We start from the raw sequence: 17,179 nt of genomic DNA, 5'->3' as shown, positions 1-17,179 counted from the left end.
CCATGAAAAAAGAAGTCAAAAAAGTCGTTTTGGCCTACTCCGGCGGCCTGGACACCAGCGTCATCCTCAAGTGGCTGCAGGATGAGTACCAGTGCGAAGTCGTCACCTTTACCGCCGATATCGGCCAGGGCGAAGAGGTCGAACCTGCACGCCAGAAGGCGCTCAGCCTCGGTATCAAACCTGAAAACATCTTTATCGACGACCTGCGCGAAGAGTTCGTCCGCGACTACGTCTTCCCGATGTTCCGCGCCAACGCCATCTACGAAGGCGAGTACCTTCTGGGCACTTCCATCGCCCGTCCGCTGATCGCCAAGCGCCAGGCCGAGATCGCCAAGATCACCGGTGCCGACGGCGTCAGCCACGGTGCGACCGGCAAAGGGAACGACCAGGTCCGCTTCGAGCTGGGCTACCTGGGCCAGAACAGCAGCCTCACCATCATCGCCCCGTGGCGCGAATGGGACCTCAACTCCCGCGAAAAGCTGCTCGCCTACGCCGAACAGCACGGCATCAAGATCGAGAAGAGCGGGAAAAAATCCCCCTACTCCATGGACGCCAACCTCCTGCACATCTCCTACGAAGGGGGCATCCTTGAAGATCCCGCCGCGGAACCCGAAGAAGATATGTGGCGCTGGACCGTCTCCCCGGAGGCGGCACCGGACGAGCCCGAGTACATCGAGATCGGCTATAAAAACGGCGACCCGGTCAGCCTGAACGGTGAAGCCCTCTCCCCGGCAACAATGCTCGAGACCCTGAACAAGCTGGCGGGCAAACACGGTATCGGCCGCGCCGATATCGTCGAGAACCGCTACGTCGGGATGAAGAGCCGCGGCTGTTACGAAACGCCGGGCGGTACGATCATGCTCAAAGCGCACCGTGCCATCGAGTCCATCACCCTCGACCGTGAAGAGGCGCACCTCAAAGACGAGCTGATGCCGCGCTATGCCAGCCTGATCTATAACGGCTACTGGTTCGCACCGGAGCGCGAGATGCTCCAGGCTGCCATCGACAAGACCCAGGAGAACGTCGAAGGGACAGTCCGTCTCAAGCTCTACAAGGGCAACGTCGTCGTCGTCGGCCGCAGCTCCGAGCAGTCGCTGTTCAACCCGGAATACTGTACCTTCGAAGAGGACGCGGTCTACGACCAGAAAGACGCCAACGGCTTCATCAAGCTCAACGCCCTGCGCTTCATCATCGCGGGCAAAGCGCGCAAGCAGTAAAAGGAATAACGTATGGCCGGCGGAATTACGAAGATCGATATCAACTCTGACGAATTCCAGAGCGAGCTCGAGCGGACGGTCCGCTTCACCGACAAAGTCGTCGAGCAGTTCGGCTGGTCCTACAACCCCGACGCGGAGATCAACGAGGGCATTCAGCTGGGGCTGACGCGCAACAAACTGATGCACGGCAAACGCTACTGCCCCTGCTTCTTCGTCACCGGCGACAAGGAACAGGACCGCATCTGCCCCTGCAAACCGGCCATCGAAAAAGAGATCCCCGAAGACGGCGTCTGCCACTGCCAGATCTTCTGCACCCCCGAATACGCTGCCCAGCACCGCAGCGAAGAGGAGATCGAAGAGGTCGTCCACCAGCACTCCCGCGGGCTTAGCGCCGAAGAGTGTGCGCTCCTGCTTCAAAAAGAACAGTTCGACGGCGACGAGCTCGCCGCCCTGCTCGAGGGACGTGCACTCGGGATGGTCGATTTCAAACTGATCGACGTCCGCGAACACATGGAGTGGCAAATGGGGCATATCAAGGGCGCCGACCGCCTCATCCCCACCAGCAGTTTCTTCGATACCCTGGAGAGTGCGAAGCTTTCCAAGCAGGAGAAGCTGATCGTCTACTGCCACGTCGGCAGCCGCAGCGCACACTGCCAGCGTATCCTCAGCGACATGGGGTATGAAAACGTCGGAAACCTGACCTACGGGATCGTCGCCTACGGCGGCGAACTCGAACGCTGAAACACAAGGAGAAGCAATGAGAGTACTGTTGATCAAAGATGTCAAAAGCCTCGGAAAAGCCGGTGAGATCAAAGAGGTGAAGGACGGCTACGGCAAGAACTTCCTGATCGGCAAAGGATTTGCCAGACATGCCACCGACGAGGTCATCGCCGAGTGGGAAGAGGCGAAGCGCCAGGCTGCCGCGAATGAGGCCCAGGAGATCGCCGACCTCACCGCCATGAAAGCGAAGCTAGAAACCCTCGAAGTCACCATCGCCAAAAAGCTCGGTGACACCGGTCACCTCTTCGGTGCCGTCACCAAAGATGACATTGCCAAGGCGCTCGAGGATGCACACGGCATCACCATCGATAAAAAACATATCGAAGCCAAAAAGGCGATCAAAATGACCGGAAAACACGAGGTCGACCTCAAACTCGGCCACGGCATCCACGCGCTGCTGCATCTCGACATCGTAGGTGCGTAATGTTCGACGCAACGACGATCCTCGCCTACAAAAGTGAGGGCAAGGCGGTCATCGGCGGCGACGGGCAGGTCACCTTCGGAAACACCGTCCTCAAAAACAATGCTACCAAGATCCGCAAACTGCACAACGGCCAGGTCCTGGCCGGCTTTGCCGGCTCCACGGCGGACGCTTTCAACCTCTTTGATATGTTCGAGGAGTTCCTCTCCGCGCGCAAAGGCGACATGGTCAAGGCTATCATCGACTTCTCCAAAGCGTGGCGGAAGGACAAGGTGCTGCGCCGTCTCGAAGCGATGATGATCGTCCTCAATACCGAGCACATCTTCATCCTGACCGGCAACGGTGACGTCGTCGAGCCCGAAGACGGACAGATCGCTTCCATCGGCAGCGGCGGGAACTACGCCATCGCCAGTGCCCGGGCCCTGAAGAAACACGCGGACCTGGCCCCCGAAGCCCTCGTCGAAGAGAGCCTGCATATCGCGGCGGATCTCTGCATCTACACCAACCACGAGATCAAAATCCTGACCCTGGAGGCCTCGGAAGCATGAACATGACCCCCAAAGAGATCGTCTCCTATCTCGATGCCTACATTATCGGCCAGCAGGCCGCGAAAAAGAGTATTGCCCTCGCCCTGCGCACCCGCTACCGCCGGATGCAGCTCGATGGCGAGATGCAGCACGAGATCATGCCCAAGAACATCCTGATGATCGGCTCGACCGGGGTCGGGAAGACAGAGATCTCCCGCCGCCTCGCCAAGATGATGGGCGTGCCTTTCATCAAAGTCGAAGCGAGCAAATTCACGGAGGTCGGCTTCGTCGGCCGCGACGTCGAATCGATGGTCCGCGATCTCGTCATGACCTCCATCGCCCTCGTCAAAGAGGAGCAGAAAGCGGCGAACGAGGATGCCATCAAGGAGTACGTCCTCGACAAGATCGTCGACAAACTGCTGCCGCCGCTGCCGCCGCTCTCCTCCGAAACCAAGAAAACCGAATATGCCTCCTCCCGCGAACGGATGCGACAGAGGGTTATTGACGGTGAGATGAACGACAAGACCATCGAGATCGAACTGCCCAAAGGGAACATCGAGTTCAACGACACCGGTATGCCGCCGGAGATGGCAAAGATGCAGGAGTCGTTCGCCAAAATGTTCTCATCGATCAACAAAAAAGAGAACAAGAAGGAGATGAAGGTCTCCGATGCCATCCGCATCCTTGACAGCGAAGCGACCGATGCCCTGCTGGACATGGACGCCATCCGCAGTGAAGCCGTTCGCCGCGCGGAAGAGGGCGGCATCATTTTCCTCGACGAGATCGACAAGATCGCCGTCAGCTCCAAGAGCCAGGGGCGTAACGACCCCAGCAAAGAGGGGGTGCAGCGCGACCTGCTCCCCATCGTCGAAGGGAGCAGCGTCAGTACCAAGTACGGCCCGGTCAAGACCGACCATATTCTCTTCATCGCCGCCGGGGCCTTTCACCTCACAAAGCCCAGCGATCTTATCCCGGAACTTCAGGGGCGTTTCCCACTGCGCGTCGAACTGCAGTCACTTGACGAGAAGGCGCTCTACGCCATCCTGACCCAGCCGAAGAATTCACTGATCAAACAGTATAAGGCGCTGCTCGCCGTCGAAAATGTCACCCTTGAGTTTGAGGACGACGCCATCCGTGCCATCGCCGCGCTTGCGCAGCAGGCTAACGAGAAAACCGAAGACATCGGTGCCAGACGCCTGCATACCATTTTGGAAAAGGTCCTCGAAGAGATCAGCTTCGACGCCGAAGCCTATGCCGGAGAGACCTACACCGTCACCAAAACGATCGTCCATGACAAGCTGGACATCGTCATCGAGGATGAAGACCTCTCCCGCTATATCCTCTAAGGAGCTCTGAATGACCAAAGCCGGTTTTATCGCCCTCGTCGGACGCCCGAATGCGGGCAAAAGTACCCTGCTCAACGCCCTGCTGGGCGAAAAAATTGCCATGGTAAGCCAGAAAGCGAATGCCACGCGCAGACGCCTCAACGCCATTGTCATGCACGGGGAGGATCAGCTCATCTTCGTCGATACGCCCGGCCTGCATGAAAAAGAGCGCAAGCTCAACCAGTTCATGCTCGAAGAGGCCCTCAAGGCGATCGGTGACTGCGACCTCATTGTCTACCTGGCCCCGGCCGCGGACAGCGTTAAGCACTACAAACGCTTCCTGGAACTCGCCGGCGGGAAAAAGCACCTGATCGCGCTGAGCAAAATCGACCAGATCTCCCAGGGGGAGCTGCTCGCACGCATCTCGGAGTACAACGCCTTTTCGGAACGTTTCGAAGCACTCATCCCTGTCTCCGTGACCAAGCATACCGGACTCGAGCAGCTTAAAGATGTCATCACGAGGTTTCTGCCGGAATCCCCCTATCTCTTTGACCCCGAAGACCTCACCAATGAAAAGCTTCGGGATATCTTCAGAGAGTTCATCCGCGAATCGATCTTCGAGAACATCAGCGACGAGATCCCCTACGGAACCGATGTTGTCATTGACAAAATCGATGAAGCCGATGACATCGACCATATCCGGGCCACGATCATCGTCGAGAAAGAGAGCCAAAAAGGCATTATGATCGGAAAAGGCGGGGCAACGATCAAGCGTATCGGCAAGCATGCCCGTCAGAAAATCGAATCCCTTTCCGGCCACCGCGCCTACCTCGATCTGTTCGTCAGCGTGAAACCCAACTGGACAAATGACAAGAAGATGCTGGAAGATCTCGGGTACCAAACCTGAGATTCGCCCTGTAATCCCATCTCATCTCCCCATTATTCCATCCCCCCGCAACATCCATAATCAGGCACTTTTTTCCTGTGATATAAGAAAATTTTTAAGTTTACTTGGGCTACAATGAAAATGTGTGAAACCTAAGAACATTAACATTCAATGTTATAAGTCGATGTGGTTTTATGTTGTTATAGAATGAAGAAGGTGAAAGAACGGGCGGATCACCGGACACCCCCGGCCATCTAGAGATGGCATTCACCCTTCATGATATGGCTGCCGGACAGTCCAAAAAGAACAGGGATTTGCAACATGAACAATTCAAACGAGCAGGTTTTTGATACGGTCCTCTCGAACAACCCGTACAAACATACCTACTATTTGGGGAGCGGCAACCAGTTAAGTGCCGTTAAAAACCCGCAGTACGGTAAAAAACAGTACGGGATCTCCTATCTCAACACGAGTAGCTTCATCACCGCGCAGATCGGTGTAAGCAAAAATATCCCGGACGATGACCTTGCATTTGTCATCGAAACCAAGGCATATGAAGAACTCGCCCTTGACATGGCGATCGAGTATACGATCGACTATATCGAGGTACCGACAGACGGGAGTGCGAAAGAGCGTACTTTCCACGTCTTCATCGTTGATCCGCTGATTATCGATGAAACCTTTGCACAGACGGTTTCCGATCTGCAGTATATCGACCAGATCGTTCCGGTACCGCTACTGCTTAAAACCCTTTACACCCATGAAATCGTTCAGGGATACGGCGCCCACTGCTATATCTACTTTCAGGAAAACGACGCGTTCTTCACGCTCTACAACGAACAGGAATTCGTTTATACGAAGAGCCTGAAGTACGCTTTCCGTGACATGCATGAGCGCTTCTGTGAACTTCTGGGCGAGCAGATCGATCTCGTTGATTTCCAGACGCTGCTTGCGACGGAAGGGCTTGCAACACAAAATCCGGAGTATCAGAAGTATCTGATCAAACTCTTCGGTGAGCTTTTCCTCCATATCAACGACGTTCTCAACTACGCCAAACGCGCTTATGAAATCGAAACGATCGAAGAGATCTACATCGGCTCCCAGATCGGCTCTATCGCCGGGGTTGACGAATATTGCCAGACGTACCTTGGTTTTGAAGCCAAGGCGTTCGACTTCTCATACGGATTTGCAACGGACAGCTACATCGATCAGATCCATCAGTTGATGCAGCTGTATGTCCGGACGGACAAATCCGCGCGCTATGAAGTCAACTTTTCCATCTACCATCGGCCGCCGCCATTCTTCCAACGCCATAGCGGAAAGCTGTTTGCGGTCACCGCACTTTCGCTTGTTGTGGCGTTCGCCTACCCGGTTACCTACTGGACGATGGGCTATGCCGAAAGCGTGCGGAAGGCACTGTTGGAAAAAGAGTACCGTGAGACACATGCCATCAAAGTCACCCGGGAAGAGACGATCAACCTGAAGCTTGCACAGAAGGCCGAAGCACAGAAACTGCTTGATGCGGAAAACGAACTCTTTGAAGAGCGGAAAGCCACATTGATCAAGATCCATGATGTCAAAGTCAATTACCCGATGAAGGGTGAGATCATGGCTGCGCTCACGAGAGAGTTGAACCGCTTTGACGTCGGTGTATCAGACATTACATACAATCAAGATGAAGATGAAAAAGTATTCAATTTGAGTGTTATGGCTAAAAAAGACAAACAGATCACCGACCTTGTCGAGTTTATGACAAAGAACCGGACACAACGTTTCCATTACAATATCGAAAAAATCGAATTGGATGACAACACCAGCTATTATCGCGGTGATCTGAAGGTGGTGCTGAAATGAAATTCAATATTGAACAATACCTCTATCCGATAGACCAGTCTTTCGCAAGTAAAAAACAGGGCGAAGTCTATATGATCTACGGCATGATCGCCGTAGCACTTATCGCTTTTTCCTACCTTTTGTTCTGGGAAAGTTCAGAGCTTGAGTATCAGCAAATCAAAACAGAACGGATTGCGGTCGAGAAGAAACTCAGAGAAGATGAGCAGTATCTCGCCATGCATCCTGAAAGCGAAATTCATCAGATCGAAGCCCAGATTGAAGCAATTAAAGCGGAAACACTGGCTGTCAGAGAGAAGAATGAATATATCAGCTACAAGATCAGTCAGATCTCCGAACTCTTCTATAATGAGGAAGCCTGGGGTAAATATATTGACTCGATCGCTGAAAATGCCAAAAAGTACAAAGTTAAGCTCTCCGTCTTGAGTAATAAAAGAGCTCTGGAAAAAGAGAAGTTTGGTCACGTACTTGACATCAAAGTCTTTGCGTCAGGTGATTTTGACAATATGCTCAAATTCATTAACGCAATGGAACAGAGTGATCTGGTTATCGATCTGCACGGTCTCAGCCTGAGTGCCAAAGAAAAACTGGAACTCGATGTCAACTCATCAGTATGGGGGATCACTTACTAATGAAAACGAAACTACTACTACTCATGCTTCCTCTGTTCGCTTTTGCACAGGATGTACAGCCTGATATGCAATGGGTCGATCAGGAGATTGCAGCCATCAAACCCCCAAGGCAAGGGGTCTCGTCAGCTGCCCTGTTTGGGCTGCAGGATCCGTTCAGAGCACAACTGATCCTGAACCAACCGCCTCAGGCAAAAAAGGGGACAACGGCCTATGTGCAGCGTTATGCACCGAAGCCTCCTTTGACGCTTGAATCTGTCATCAACAGCCATACGGCACTGATTGACGGTAAATGGTATAAGCAAAATGACACCATCTATGGGTATGCTATCGTAAAAATTGAACGTGACAGCGTCTTACTTCAGAAGAAGAAAAAGCAGATTACGCTCACTTTGAAGAAGAAGAACCCAAAAATCCAAATCAACGCCAAATAGGGAAAGACGATGAAAAACATGACTCCATTCCATAAAATCAACAAGTCACTCACTTCGGTAGCCGCGGCAGTGCTGTTGGCCTCATCGGTACAGGCAGCAGACTGTACCTACGAGCTCTTTTCCATCAGCGGTGCAAAAGGGATGACAATCTCCAAATACATTGATCAGCTGAGCGATGAGTGTGAACTGACACTGATCATCAGTGACAACGAGGCTGAGAAGAAGATGTCCAAACGTCTTCAGCGGACGAACCTTAAGAATCTGACGCTGAACGAAGTATTGGATATTCTCCTTGTCGACAACAATCTGAACTATACACTGGAGAACAATATTCTTAAGATCTCGTTCATTGAGACGAAGACCTACAATATTGATTACATCATCAGTGCCAGAAAGAGTATCGGCAGTACGGACATTCTTCTGAGTAGCTCACAGGCAACGGGAAGTCAGAGCGGTTCTAGCACATCAGGCTCAGGTGGCAGCAGAAGCGGCGGCAGTAGCGGCGGCAGTGGTGGTGGTGTAGGAACAGATCTCGGATACGGTTCAAAGCAAATCACAAAAAACAATACCTCAGGTATCAAAATCGAATCCCTGGACGAAGTTAAATTCTGGGAAGAACTTGACCTGGAGCTTCAGCGTGTCCTGAACCGTCCGACAGACTTCTATCAGGCGGAAGCGCCCATTGTCAACAAAAATGCCGGTCTGGTCACTGTCACTGCAACGGTACGCCAGCAGCAGCGTCTTGAGAAATATCTCACAGAGCTACAGAAAAAAATCCAGTATCAGGTACTCATTGATGTACGTATGATGGCTGTCACACTCAGTGATCTCAAATCAAACGGTATCGACTGGTCACAGATTTACGCATTGCAGAACCTTAATGTCTCCATCGACAAGCTCGAGGCGCTCAATGTCAATACCTTTGACACGACAGGTCAGATCCTGACGGGGGGAACCGGCGGCTACACCGGTCCGGCTTCACTGCTCAGAATCTACGGCGGAAATACGATCAATGAGCTGGTCAAGTTCCTTGAAACGCAGGGAGATGTCCAGGCGATTTCGAATCCAAAAGTCTTGACCCTCAACAACCAGCCTGCACTGATCACGGTAGGTACGGAGTACTTTTACAAAATTCAGCAGTCCAGTATTTTGGCAGGCAGCTCCTCAGGAACGTCCCAAACTACCCAGAACGATGTTGTCAACTCTATCTTTGCGGGTGTACTCCTGGATATTACTCCGGAAATTTCGAACGACAATACCATCACGCTGAAAATCAACCCGTCTGTAAGCCAGACGCGGATCAAATTGAACAGTGCTGAAACAGAGCAGCAAAAACGTACTATGCCGCCGGACCTTGACCGCCGCCAGCTCGCTTCCGTTGTCACAGTCAAAGATGGAAACAGCATCGTCATCGGTGGTCTGATCGACAAATCCGAAAGCATGCACACCAATAAAGTTCCCCTCCTCGGAGACATCCCGGGCCTTGGTTACCTCTTCAAATATGAAGAGAAAGGGATTGATACGACGGAGCTGGTCATCGTTATCGAACCGCACATTATTAAAAAAGAGAACAACACAATCTCTCTTTCAGACCTTGGCTATACCAAGTTTACTGACAGAGAAGTAGGACTCGACACCAATAATACAACTGCTGACGAGGCCAATGCAGAATAACAACCTCTTTGACGCTTCCAAAGAGGTCTTTCTCGATGTCGTCGACGCGAATGCATATGTGCAGCTCGATCGCGTCGCCATCGTCTATAAATCCCTGATGGAAGCCATTAAAAAACCCCTTAAAATGATCTTGCTGTTCGGGAAACCCGGTACAGGGAAAAGTATGATGCTCAGCCGCATCTACAAAGAGCTGCATGACCGGCAAAAGATCGTTCTCTTTCAGACTCCGATTACGGATGAGGATGCGTTTTTCCGTTCACTGGCACGTGACGTATTTGACTACATAACAGACGAACCTATTCATTTTACACGTTTTAATGAGTTGGCTGCGCAGTATACCTTTGAAACACCGCCGGTAGTTTTACTGGATGAAGCACAAATGTATTCGACGGCTCTGTTGGAGAAAATACGTCTGATCTCCGACACACGACAGATCAAGTTTATTATCTCCCTCCACAAAACAGAACAGGAAGATGTTATTGCCAAAGAGCACTTCCAATCGCGTATCTGGGAGGCACAGGAGCTTCTCAACGCTTCCCCCGCAGAGCTGAAAATCTATATTCAGAAAAAACTGCTTCGGTCGAACTGTTTTGATGTTGCCAACATGTTCAACGATAAGAATGTCCGCAGGATCCATGAACTGACCGAAGGTAATTACCGCAATACCAACAAACTGCTCTTTGCCCTTTTCAGTATTGCATCATGGTATGAAGAGAATCAACCGACACAGATCAACTATACGTCCATGAGCCGTAAAATGATCGAAATGGCGGGTATTGAAACGGGGTTTATCCATGCTTAACGTCCCTGAACTCGAACAGCGTTGGAAAAAATATCGTCGGACGCGCCAGGTTCCCTATCTGATCGGTAGCGGAGCTGTCGTTCTCACGATAGTCATCGCGGCTTTTGTTGTCATGACTCCCGACACGCAGGTGCCGACAGAAGTAAAAATAGCGGGTATAATCAAACCTTCTCCGGTTCAAGAAACAGCGGCGGTTTCATCCACTCAACAAGTCGTCGCGCCATCACAAGTGCTCACTGCTGAAGTCGAAGAAACTCCATATTCACCGGGGGAAGAGAGAGCGGCAATCCCCACAATGAAACTTACACCTTCTATGGAATTCATGGAAGAGATGGAATCTGATGTGATGGACTACTATGCGCACGTCAATACACAACCGGCTCCTGTTATCAGGAATGACCCGCCTGCCGTACAGCCAAAGTCTGTCAAACAAGCGCCTACTCCCGCTCCGGTCATTTCAGCACCCCCGGAAGAGGAAATCCAAAACATTGAAGCGCCATCCCCTCAAGCAGAGTCTTTGCCGTCTATCCAGCCTCAAAAGTCTGTTAAATCTATGCAAAGTAGTAACGAAAAGCCTCAAGAGAAAGTGGATGATACAGAAGATTCAGGTCGTATGACGATCCTGCGCGACGATGACATGAAAGATATTCAAGATGTCATTGCCCGTTTCAAAAAGAGCAAGAACCCTGTTCTGAGTCTCTTTGTCGCCAAACGTTATTACAATATCGGCAACTACCAGCAGGCATACAATTATGCGTTGATCACCAATGAACTTGACAGTACGATTGAGGATTCATGGCTTATCTTTGCCAAGTCGCTTTATAAAATGGATCAAAAGGAGATGGCGATCAAGACACTGAAAAGTTATATCCAGGAGAGCAGCTCCGTCAAAGCCAAACTCACCCTGGACCAGATGGAGAAAGGCTCGCTTGAATGAAGCGCCTCGCTTCACTTTTGACACTCGTGCCATTACTCCTCCCTGCTTCTGACAGCAGTGAACTCTACAGACTCTATCAAAACGGTCAGTATATTCAAGCCTGCAATACAGGGGTAAAAGAGCTTCACCGTCATCAAGACGATGAGCGTTTTATCTCTCTATATGCTTTTGCCTGCCTTGAAGCCGATCGGATCGACCGCCTTGCATTGCCTATTGTCATGCTGAAAAACTCTCCGGAGGCACGCAAAAACGCCACCTATTTCACGGCGATTCTCCTGCAAAAAAGTCTTTTGCTCAATGCCCTGGAGGAACATGTACCGATTACGGGCCTCAACCTCCCCACATCCGATCATCTTCTCTCACGGGTGTTTGATCTGTATAGTGCGAACCAGTTTGTCAAAAACGGTGATACCTATGTTTTCAGCGATCCGAAAAATGCCCGCAGAAGCTATCAACTTTTCCTTCAGCGCACCGGTCACTCCCTGAATCTGGGCATCACTGAATATTATGATACAATATTAACAAAACAGCATATTTACCGTTAAAGGCAGTCCGAAGTGGATAGAATTACACACGATCTTCTGGAAAAAAAGCATATCTCCCAGACCCAGATTGACCGCCTTGTAAAGGTCGGGGTCAAAGAAGAGATTCTACTGGAGACACTGACGAAAGTCGGTGCCGTTTCACTCAATTTTGTCAAACGTTTTGTCGTCGAACAGATCCGGGCAGGTAAATATGACCTGGAAATTCTCAAACAGTACCCTTTCCTTCCCGAAAGAGCAGTCCTGGAATATCTGGCGGAGGTCCTTGAGATCCAGTATATCGATCTCGACTCGATCGATATGGATTACCGCCTCGCCGAGCGCGTTCAACTCAATCTGCTGCAACGCTCCAACGCATTGCCGGTAGCGGAAAATGACATGAGCATCACCGTAGCCTTCGCCGATCCTCTTAACATCGATGCCCAGGAAGCGATTCAGCGCGTCTTCCCCCGCAAGCCGCTCCAGGTTGCCATTGCTTCGGCAAAACAGATCCAGTCCTATCTCTACAAGATCGAAATCAAAAGCAGCGTCAAAGGCCTCGTTGACAACATCCGTAAAGAACTCAACACGATCGGTTCGCCCGAAGAGCAAAAGGATGCTTCATCAATCCTGCAGCTAATCAATGTCATTCTGAAAACCTGTATCAAAAGCCGCGCCAGTGACATCCACATCGAGCCGACTGAAAATAACTGCGTCGTCCGTGCACGTGTCGACGGCAAACTTGCCGAGATTTTCATCTTCGACCAGGACATCTACCCGCCGCTGGCCTCGCGCTTCAAACTCCTCTCCAATCTTGATATTGCCGAAAAGCGCAAACCCCAGGACGGTCGTTTCTCAGCAGTAGTCGGTGACCGTGAATATGACTTCCGTTTTTCCACGCTTCCGATTCTCTACGGCGAGTCGATCGTTATGCGTATTTTGGATAAAGAGAAGGCGCTTATCCGCCTGGAAGATGCCGGTATGGATGCCGACGGGTACAAAAAGCTTATCCAGGCACTCAAAAAACCGCACGGTATCCTCCTCGTTACGGGACCGACCGGTTCGGGGAAAACAACAACACTCTACGGTGCCCTCAACGAACTGCGTAACGTGGAAGATAAAGTCATTACCGTTGAGGACCCGGTCGAATACCGGATGAACCTGATTCAACAGGTTCAGGTTCATCCGCAGGTGGGGATGACCTTTGCCGCGGCACTGCGCTCCATTTTGCGCCAGGACCCAGACAAGATCATGATCGGTGAGATCCGTGACCACGAAACCCTGGAAATCGCCATCAAGGCGGCTCTGACCGGTCACCTCGTCATCTCGACACTGCATACGAATGATGCCATCAGTGCCCTGCCCCGTATGGCAGATATGGGGATTGAGCCCTACCTTATCAGCGGGGCCGTTGTTGCCGTTCAGGCACAACGTCTGGTCCGTAAAATCTGCCCCCACTGTAAAAAAGAGCTTGAAATACCGCAAAGCATACTCAAAGAGTATAAAGCCTACCTTCCGCCAGAAACGGTCTTTTACCATGGTGTGGGGTGCAAAGAGTGTAACGGCAGTGGCTATCTCGGCCGGGAAATGATCAGTGAGGTTCTTCCTATCACTGAAACACTGAGCAGTATGATTGCCAGGGGTGCATCCAAAGAGGAGATGATGAAACAGGCAATTCAGGAAGGTTTTGTTAGTATGTTCCAGAATGGGATGAAGAAGGTTGTCGAAGGTAAAACAACCATCGAAGAAGTCTTAAGGGTGGCAAAAGAATGAAATACTATCTCGCAACAGTCCTGGCCAAAGGTAAAAAGGTTCAGCACGGCTTTTATGCCGACGGTAAAAAAGAGGCAATGTATATTGCCAAAGTCCGCTATCCGGGAATCGTCGTCAATGTCGCTGAAGGTGCAGCACCTCTTGAAGATCAGATCAAACACTTCAAAGAGCGTTTCATAGGAAATATCAAGAAGAAAAAGGTCAAGCCTGACTCGCTGATTGCCTCGATTCGTCAGCTTGCGGTTATGACCAATGCCGGTATCTCCGTGCATGATGCACTCAACGAGATTGCACGCGCTTCCAATGACCCGGTACTTGAAGAGATCTTCTCTTCTATCGCCGAAGACATCAACTCCGGTTCCAGCATGTCAAAATCCATGGAAAACTTCCGTTTCCAGCTCGGTGGTCTGACCCTGGCTATGGTAGAACTCGGTGAGCAGACAGGTAATATGGCGGATTCGCTTTACCAGCTTGCCGATATGCTCGAAGAGATCCGTCGAAACGTCATCAAATTTAAAAAAGCAATGGCCTATCCGCGAAACGTCATGATCGCCATGGCTGTTGCATTCACGATTCTAATCTCCTACGTCGTACCGCAGTTCAAACAGATCTTTGAAGATTTGCATGCCAATCTTCCACTGCCTACGATTATTCTGTTGAAACTTGAGTATCTGTTCAACAATTTCGGCCCTTACGTGTTAGCCGCACTGATCGTTCTGATTATTATTTTCCGCTACATGCTCAATACCAACCGGGAGTTCAGATTCCGTTGGCACCAACTTCTGTTGAAAACCTATCTCATCAAAGATTTGATCATGTACTCGACACTCAACCGTTTTACGCTGGTTTTTTCCGCACTGGTTAAAGCAGGTATTCCGATTGCAGATGCGCTCGACACGTCAATTGCCATGATCGACAACCTTCCGTTGCAGGAAAAACTCTCCACTGTGCGCCAGGCCGTTGAGAAAGGAGCTTCACTGAGTGAAGGGCTTGCAGACACCGGGCTGTTTGAAAACATGATTATTCAGATGATCTCTGCCGGTGAGCAGGGGGGTCAGCTTGACTCCATGCTTGAGAAAGTCACCGACTACTACAAAATGCGGTTTGACCAGATTATCGACGGTCTGGCCGAAGCGATCGAACCGATCATGCTCTTTGTTATCGCATCCATGGTCCTACTGCTGGCCCTCGGTATCTTCCTGCCGATGTGGTCGCTCAACGACGCCGTCCACGGCCGTTAATTTCTCAGAGGACGCTCTCCCAGCGTCCTCTTATTTTTCTTCTTTCGCTTCCTCTTTTTTCACAAGCATTCGATACTCTTCATCTTCTTTGAGCATGCCGGCTTCATACAGGAATATCGACGGGACAAATTGCGCTTTTTTGATCCGGTCGTATTTCGCGAAACTGAGATAGAGGATATCCTTGGCGCGGGTCACCGCTACGTAAAAGAGCCGCCGTTCCTCATCCAGGCTCCCGCCCCGTCCCATCAATTTTCGGTTCGGGAAACGCCCGTCCATCAGGTCGATGACATAGACCTCTTTATATTCCAGGCCTTTGGAGGCATGGATACTGAGCAGGTGCACCCCCTCGCCCTGAGTCAGGTCCTGAGAGCCGAGGATCATGGCATTAAGGAAGCGTTCATGCTCTTTGTAGGGCTTGGCCAGTTCCTGGAGTACTGCCGGTTTGCGGCGGATACGCTCCAATGCTTCCGTCTTAAGCTTCGCATCGACCTGGCCGTCGGGCAGAATGGCACGCCGGACGGCCAGCTGCTCCGCGACCGTTGCATACAGTTCGGAGGATGCGATCTTCTGTACAACGTTCTGGGGGCGGGAGAGATTTTTGATCGCCTGCAGCAGCGTATAGAACTGGGAAAGCATTTTCGCCCCGTCTTTGGTGAGCTTCGGATGCTTCAGCACAGGATTCTTCAGCAGTTTCTTGTCGCTGATGACCTCGGCAAAACGGCCGGCATGCCCGAGCTCAAGAAAATCGTCAAACAGTCCGAGTTGGTGATTCAGCTTCCGCTTTTCGAAAGGGTTGCTGATCTTGAGATCAGGGGTATAGAGCCCGCGCAGCATCGAACCGCCGCCGAGGAACTGCAGCGCGACGTAGAGTTCCTTGGCCAACGCGCTGCCGACCCCTTTGGCATGTTCGAATACATGAATGAAAGCCATCATATCACTCTCGTTGACGAGCAGCGTGTAGATATCGAGAACGAACTTCACCTCTTTGGCATCAAAAAAACTGACCCCGCCGCGCCGGCGGCAGGCGATCCCCTTTTCCCGCAGTGCCGCCTCGATCCCGTCCGCGCTGGAGTTGTTGCGGAAAATGACGGCAATCTCTTCATGCTCGGTGACACTCTTTCCGATCATCTCGGCTATGCCGTGGTACTGTTCAAACAGTTCGTCGTAGACCAGAAGTTTCGGCGGCGGGGCGGCGTGATCGCGGGTCACCTCCAGCTGTTTCGGGTAAATACGCTCATTCTTGGCAATGACTTTGTTCGCCAGAGAGAGGATCGGAACCGTCGATCGGTAGTTCTTCGAGAGGGTATGGACAGCCGCCTCGGGATACTTCTGCGAAAAGGAGCCGATAATGGAGATGTCCGCCCCGTTAAAGGCGTAGATGGACTGATCGTAATCGCCGACGCAGAAGAGTGAAGGCGGGCTCATGGCGTCGATGAGCGTTCCCTGCAAGGCGTTGGTATCCTGGTACTCGTCGACAAGCACCTCTTTGTACCCCAGTTCCATCCGTTCGCAGAGCTTGCGCATCTGCAGGAGCAGGTCGTTGAAATTCAAAAAACCGTACTGGGTTTTAAGCTCCTCGAACTCGTCGATGATATCTGCATAGATCATGGCGAACCGGTCATGTTCCTCCTGCCTTTCCGTAATCCACATCTCGAAACTCTTGTCCATCTCCGTATTCTGGTAGTAGGAGTAGAGGTCGTAGAGGTAGTTGGCGCCGTAGGGTTCGTTCTCCCCCTCCAGGTGGTGGAAACTGCGCTTTTCGTAAACGCTGCGGAAGAGGGTCTTGAGCTCACGCTGCTGCTTGAGAACGACCTTGCCCTGCTGCCGCTTGAGCCAGCGGTAGCTTACCGCATGGAAGGTCCCGGCGTCGATCTGCCCGGCCTTCTCCGTCCCGAAAAAGGAGGCGACGCGTTCGACCATCTCCGCCGCCGCCTTGTTCGTGAAGGTGAGCAGCAGGATCTCGTGGGGCTGCACTCCCTGCCCCAGCAGGTGCGCGATCCGCCCGACGATCGTCGACGTCTTTCCTGTACCGGCGGAGGCGATGATCAGGTTATGGCCGAAAGGTGCGGTTGCGGCACGGTACTGTTCTTCGTTGAGACGGGAAAGGGGCACTGCTGTCCTTTGCGGGTAGGCTTCGCTCTTACGGGTGAGATGCGGGATG

Annotated in this window: 16 protein-coding genes; 15 read left to right on the top strand and 1 reads right to left on the bottom strand. The window is 51.7% G+C overall.

Annotation, left to right across the window (positions count from 1 at the left end):
- Nucleotides 1–2 precede the first annotated feature (2 nt).
- The 15 genes from WCX18_RS03400 (at nt 3) to WCX18_RS03330 (ending at nt 15,018) form a co-directional block, all read left to right on the top strand.
- Nucleotides 3–1,217, top strand: a complete 1,215-nt coding sequence (locus tag WCX18_RS03400; protein WP_345989574.1) for an argininosuccinate synthase — start codon at nt 3–5, stop codon at nt 1,215–1,217.
- Nucleotides 1,218–1,229: 12 nt separating this feature from the next.
- Entirely contained in the window at nt 1,230–1,958 is a 729-nt protein-coding gene (locus tag WCX18_RS03395; protein WP_345989572.1) for a ferredoxin-thioredoxin reductase catalytic domain-containing protein, read from the top strand.
- 16 nt (nt 1,959–1,974) lie between these two features.
- Complete coding sequence (gene rplI, locus WCX18_RS03390) at nt 1,975–2,421, top strand: 50S ribosomal protein L9 (RefSeq protein WP_345989570.1); 447 nt, start codon at nt 1,975–1,977, stop codon at nt 2,419–2,421.
- A complete protein-coding gene (gene hslV, locus WCX18_RS03385) occupies nt 2,421–2,966 on the top strand; it encodes an ATP-dependent protease subunit HslV (RefSeq protein WP_345989568.1) in 546 nt (181 codons plus the stop codon). The genes rplI and hslV overlap by 1 nt, the downstream gene beginning before the upstream one ends.
- On the top strand, nt 2,963–4,291 hold the full coding sequence (gene hslU, locus WCX18_RS03380; RefSeq protein WP_345989566.1) for an HslU--HslV peptidase ATPase subunit: 1,329 nt from the start codon (nt 2,963–2,965) through the stop codon (nt 4,289–4,291). Before hslV ends, hslU begins: the two co-directional genes overlap by 4 nt.
- A 10-nt stretch (nt 4,292–4,301) precedes the next feature.
- Entirely contained in the window at nt 4,302–5,177 is an 876-nt protein-coding gene (gene era, locus WCX18_RS03375; protein ID WP_345989565.1) for a GTPase Era, read from the top strand.
- A gap of 300 nt (nt 5,178–5,477) precedes the next feature.
- Complete coding sequence (locus WCX18_RS03370; RefSeq protein WP_345989563.1) at nt 5,478–7,010, top strand: hypothetical protein; 1,533 nt, start codon at nt 5,478–5,480, stop codon at nt 7,008–7,010.
- A complete protein-coding gene (locus WCX18_RS03365; RefSeq protein WP_345989561.1) occupies nt 7,007–7,639 on the top strand; it encodes a hypothetical protein in 633 nt (210 codons plus the stop codon). Before WCX18_RS03370 ends, WCX18_RS03365 begins: the two co-directional genes overlap by 4 nt.
- Nucleotides 7,639–8,070 (top strand): hypothetical protein, encoded by a 432-nt coding sequence (locus tag WCX18_RS03360; protein ID WP_345989559.1) that lies wholly within the window; start codon nt 7,639–7,641, stop codon nt 8,068–8,070. The genes WCX18_RS03365 and WCX18_RS03360 overlap by 1 nt, the downstream gene beginning before the upstream one ends.
- A 9-nt stretch (nt 8,071–8,079) precedes the next feature.
- The gene (mshL, locus tag WCX18_RS03355; protein WP_345989557.1) at nt 8,080–9,744 is read left to right on the top strand and encodes a pilus (MSHA type) biogenesis protein MshL; all 1,665 of its coding nucleotides are present in this window, start codon (nt 8,080–8,082) and stop codon (nt 9,742–9,744) included.
- Nucleotides 9,734–10,546, top strand: coding sequence for an ATP-binding protein (locus WCX18_RS03350; protein WP_345989555.1), 813 nt, complete (start codon nt 9,734–9,736; stop codon nt 10,544–10,546). Before mshL ends, WCX18_RS03350 begins: the two co-directional genes overlap by 11 nt.
- Nucleotides 10,539–11,483, top strand: a complete 945-nt coding sequence (locus WCX18_RS03345) for a hypothetical protein (RefSeq protein WP_345989554.1) — start codon at nt 10,539–10,541, stop codon at nt 11,481–11,483. Before WCX18_RS03350 ends, WCX18_RS03345 begins: the two co-directional genes overlap by 8 nt.
- Nucleotides 11,480–12,028 carry a hypothetical protein gene (locus WCX18_RS03340; RefSeq protein ID WP_345989552.1) on the top strand — a complete coding sequence of 183 codons (549 nt, stop codon included), beginning with the start codon at nt 11,480–11,482 and terminating at the stop codon, nt 12,026–12,028. Before WCX18_RS03345 ends, WCX18_RS03340 begins: the two co-directional genes overlap by 4 nt.
- A gap of 12 nt (nt 12,029–12,040) precedes the next feature.
- Nucleotides 12,041–13,777 carry a GspE/PulE family protein gene (locus WCX18_RS03335; RefSeq protein ID WP_345989550.1) on the top strand — a complete coding sequence of 579 codons (1,737 nt, stop codon included), beginning with the start codon at nt 12,041–12,043 and terminating at the stop codon, nt 13,775–13,777.
- A complete protein-coding gene (locus tag WCX18_RS03330) occupies nt 13,774–15,018 on the top strand; it encodes a type II secretion system F family protein (protein ID WP_345989549.1) in 1,245 nt (414 codons plus the stop codon). Before WCX18_RS03335 ends, WCX18_RS03330 begins: the two co-directional genes overlap by 4 nt.
- Before the next feature lie 30 nt (nt 15,019–15,048).
- Here WCX18_RS03330 and WCX18_RS03325 read toward each other — a convergent pair whose 3' ends face one another.
- Entirely contained in the window at nt 15,049–17,130 is a 2,082-nt protein-coding gene (locus WCX18_RS03325; protein ID WP_345990753.1) for an ATP-dependent helicase, read from the bottom strand.
- Nucleotides 17,131–17,179: the final 49 nt, after the last annotated feature.

Source organism: Sulfurimonas sp. HSL1-2 (genome assembly GCF_039645565.1).
Lineage (GTDB): Bacteria > Campylobacterota > Campylobacteria > Campylobacterales > Sulfurimonadaceae > Thiomicrolovo > Thiomicrolovo zhangzhouensis.
Note: the sequence above shows the minus strand (reverse complement) of the source record. Positions and strands in the feature narration are given on the sequence as shown.